Genomic DNA, 3471 nt, shown 5'->3' with positions numbered 1-3471 from the left:
CTGCCGTTGCGCCAACTGCGTGACCTCGGCCAAGCCAGACTGCCGAGCTGGTTCGAGATCCTCTCGATCGCGGTGATCATGGCGGTGATCCTGTTCGGCGCGGCGTATGCGCTGGACCTGAAGGACGCCTGGTCGTTCGTGCTCTGCCTGCTCTTCTACGCGGGCGTGATCGCCGCGATGTTCCGGACCGGCACGCTGAGCTGGTTCAGCCATGTCGCACAGCGGAACAAAAAGGTGCTGACGCTCGCGGCCTTCGTGGTGGCGTTCTTCTTCCCGTTCACCCAGAACGGCTCGGACGCCAACATGTCGATCGCCACCCAGGTGCTGATCTTCGCGGCCACCGCGATGGGCCTGAACATCGTGGTCGGTCTGGCCGGTCTGCTGGACCTCGGCTACATCGCGTTCCTCGGCTCCGGCGCGTACGTCGCGGCGATGCTGTCCGAGTCCGCCTTTGCGACCATCAACTGGCATCCGCCGTTCCCGGTGGTCGTGCTGATCGGCGCGGGTGTGGCGGCGACCCTGGGCCTGATCATCGGTTCGCCGACGCTACGGGTCTCGGGTGACTATCTGGCGATCGTGACGCTGGGCTTCGGTGAGATCTTCCGGTTGGCGATGTTCAACCTGGACGGCACCAACGGCCCGCTGCTCACCAACGGCCCGAACGGTATCCCGGCCATCCCGGAACTGACCATCGGCAGCTTCAACTTCGGTGACCCGCACACCGTCGCCGGGATCGAGCTGGGCAGGTTCTCGAACTACTACTTCCTGCTGCTGATCCTGCTCGGCTTCATCATCCTGGTCTTCTCCCGGCTGAACGACAGCCGGATCGGCCGGGGCTGGGTGGCGATCCGCGAGGACGAGAAGGCCGCCGAGGCGATGGGCGTGAACGTCTTCGGGCTGAAGCTGCTGGCGTTCGCGATCGGTGCGTTCCTGGCCGGTATGGCCGGCACCATCAAGGCCCACCAGGACGTTGCCGTCAGCCCCGGTCAGTACATCTTCCTGGAATCGGCCTTCCTGCTGGCGGCGATCGTGCTGGGCGGGATGGGTACCATCGCCGGAGTGTTGCTCGGTGCAACGATCCTGAAGCTGCTGCCGGAGAAGCTGCGGTTCTTCTCGGAGTACCGGCTGCTGTTGTTCGGTCTGCTGCTGATCGTCATGATGCGGTTCCGGCCCGAGGGCCTGGTCGCGAGCAGACGGCGGCAGCTCGAGTTCCACGAAGAGGACGAGGAGCTCGCGGTGGCTGTCGAGAGCGAACTGGTCGAGGAGGCGAAATGACCGTTACGGACGCGGTACCCAGCGCGGCACCGACCTTCGGCCAGCCGGTCCTGGAAGCCTCCGGTGTGACCATGCGGTTCGGTGGTCTGCTGGCGGTGAGCGATGTCAACCTGAGCGTGCGGGAAGGCGAGATCGTCGGTCTGATCGGCCCGAACGGGGCCGGCAAGACGACGTTCTTCAACTGCCTGACCGGTCTCTACAAGCCGACCGGCGGTCAGGTCCGGTTCGCCGGCGCGCCGCTGGCGCCGAAGCCGCGGGCAGTCGTCCGGGCCGGGATGGCGCGAACCTTCCAGAACATCAGGTTGTTCGCAAACATGACTGCGCTGGAGAACGTGATGGTCGGGCGGTACTGCCGGACCAGCTCGGGCGCGATCACCTCCGTCCTTCGGGGCCCGAAGTTCCGCCGCGAAGAGGCGGCCACCAGGGCCAGGGCGCAGGAGTTGCTGGAGTTCGTCGGCCTCGGCAAGTCCTCCGAGCACCTCGCCCGGAACATGCCGTACGGCGACCAGCGGCGACTCGAGATCGCCAGAGCACTGGCCACCGACCCGAAGCTCATCCTGCTGGACGAGCCGACGGCCGGGATGAACCCGCAGGAGACCCGGCAGGCAAGCGACCTGATCTTCAAGATCCGGGACTCGGGTCTGTCGGTGGTCGTGATCGAGCACGACATGCGCTTCATCTTCAACCTCTGCGACCGGGTGCTCTGCCTGGTCCGCGGCGAGGCGCTGGTCGAGGGCACGCCGGCCGAGGTGCAGTCCGACCCGCGGGTGATCGAGGCTTACATCGGCACCGGCGAGGACGACGACGAGGACGAGCCTGCCGTGGTGCGGGACGTCGTCCGCGAGGAGGACGAGTCATGACCGCGATGCTCGAGGTCAAGGACCTGGAAGTTGCCTACGGCAAGATCGTCGCGGTGAAGCGGATCAGCTTCAGCGTCGAGCAGGGGCAGGTGGTGTCGCTGATCGGCACCAACGGCGCCGGTAAGACGACCACGCTGCGGACCATCTCGGGCCTGCTCCGGCCGACGCATGGCGAGATCCTGTTCCAGGGTCAGCGGATCGACAAGACGCCGGCGCACGACATCGTCACGATGGGGCTGGCACATTCGCCCGAGGGCCGGCGGATCTTCCCCCGGCTGTCGGTCGAGGAGAACCTGCGGCTGGGCGCGTTCACCCGCAACGACCATGCGGCGGTCCGCGCCGACCTGGACGCGGCGTACGACCTGTTCCCGATCCTGGGGGAGCGGCGCAAGCAGCCGGCCGGGACATTCTCCGGTGGTGAGCAGCAGATGCTCGCGATGGGGCGGGCGATGATGAGCAAGCCCAAGCTGCTGATGCTGGACGAGCCGTCGATGGGGCTGTCACCGATCATGATGAAGAGGATCATGTCGACGGTGACGGAGCTGCAGCGGCAGGGTACGACGATCCTGCTGGTCGAGCAGAACGCCCAGGCGGCACTGAAGCGTGCCGACTACGGGTATGTGCTCGAGGTCGGCCAGATCGTACTGCAGGGCAGCGGACGGGAGCTCCTGGTCAACGACGAGGTCCGCAAGGCCTACCTCGGCGAAGACTGACACCGCAACAATTTCACGACAAGGAGCCCCGGCCGACCACGGCCGGGGCTCCTTGCTTTTAGCAACAGCCTGTACTGCGGTGGGTGCCCCTCGCCGTCGCCGGGAGCCCAGACGCCGGCGCCCCCCGAGGTCGCGTTCATTCGCCCCCTTTTGACCGCTTGCCGGCGTCACTCGGACCGCCGGCCCGCACCGGCGGTCAAAAGGGGGCGAATGAACGCAGGTGGTGGGGGCCTCCGTTGGGTGTCAGCGGCGGATTACTACGAGGAGTTGGACTAGTAGGGGAGCGACGATCAGGGCGGGGAGGAGGTCGGCTACCGCGATCTGCTTGATCTTCAGGAGGCGGAGGGCCACGCCGATCAGGAGGAGTCCGCCGGTGGCGCCCAGAGCGGTGACGTGGGCGTCGGGGAGGATGTCGCCGAGGACCGCGCCGACAGCCGTCATCAGGCCCTGGACGACGAGGACGACGACCGCGGAGGCGGCGACGCCCCAGCCCAGGGAGGCGGCGAAGGCGATCGAGGCGAAGCCGTCCAGGACCGACTTCAGGAACAACAGATCGGCGCCCCGGCCGAGGCCGTCCGACAGCGCGCCGAGGAAGGTCAGCGGGCCGACGCAGAACACCATCG

At 67.0% G+C, this 3471-nt stretch carries 4 protein-coding genes; 3 read left to right on the top strand and 1 reads right to left on the bottom strand.

Translation table 11 applies throughout. From position 1 onward, the window contains the following. The 3 genes from VFG33_RS22980 to VFG33_RS22970 form a co-directional block, all read left to right on the top strand. On the top strand, window positions 1-1275 hold a 1275-nt coding region (locus VFG33_RS22980), incomplete at its 5' end, for a branched-chain amino acid ABC transporter permease (RefSeq protein WP_325054992.1). Next, the gene (locus tag VFG33_RS22975; protein ID WP_325054991.1) at window positions 1272-2135 is read left to right on the top strand and encodes an ABC transporter ATP-binding protein; all 864 of its coding nucleotides are present in this window, start codon (window positions 1272-1274) and stop codon (window positions 2133-2135) included. The genes VFG33_RS22980 and VFG33_RS22975, both read left to right, overlap by 4 nt. Beyond that, complete coding sequence (locus VFG33_RS22970) at window positions 2132-2848, top strand: ABC transporter ATP-binding protein (protein WP_325054990.1); 717 nt, start codon at window positions 2132-2134, stop codon at window positions 2846-2848. The genes VFG33_RS22975 and VFG33_RS22970 overlap by 4 nt, the downstream gene beginning before the upstream one ends. A gap of 243 nt (window positions 2849-3091) precedes the next feature. Here VFG33_RS22970 and VFG33_RS22965 read toward each other — a convergent pair. Beyond that, on the bottom strand, window positions 3092-3471 hold a 380-nt coding region (locus tag VFG33_RS22965; protein ID WP_325054989.1), incomplete at its 5' end, for a DUF554 family protein.

Origin of the sequence: Kribbella sp. (assembly GCF_035687465.1) — a bacterium.
Lineage (GTDB): Bacteria > Actinomycetota > Actinomycetes > Propionibacteriales > Kribbellaceae > Kribbella.
The sequence above is the reverse complement of the archived record's forward strand: the minus strand, read 5'-3'. Positions and strand labels throughout refer to the sequence as shown.

Excerpts from the sequence above, each read along its gene's own strand:
- VFG33_RS22975 (WP_325054991.1), top strand. The coding sequence starts at position 1,272 with ATGACCGTTACGGACGCGGTACCCAGCGCGGCACCGACCTTCGGCCAG.
- VFG33_RS22970 (WP_325054990.1), top strand. The coding sequence starts at position 2,132 with ATGACCGCGATGCTCGAGGTCAAGGACCTGGAAGTTGCCTACGGCAAG.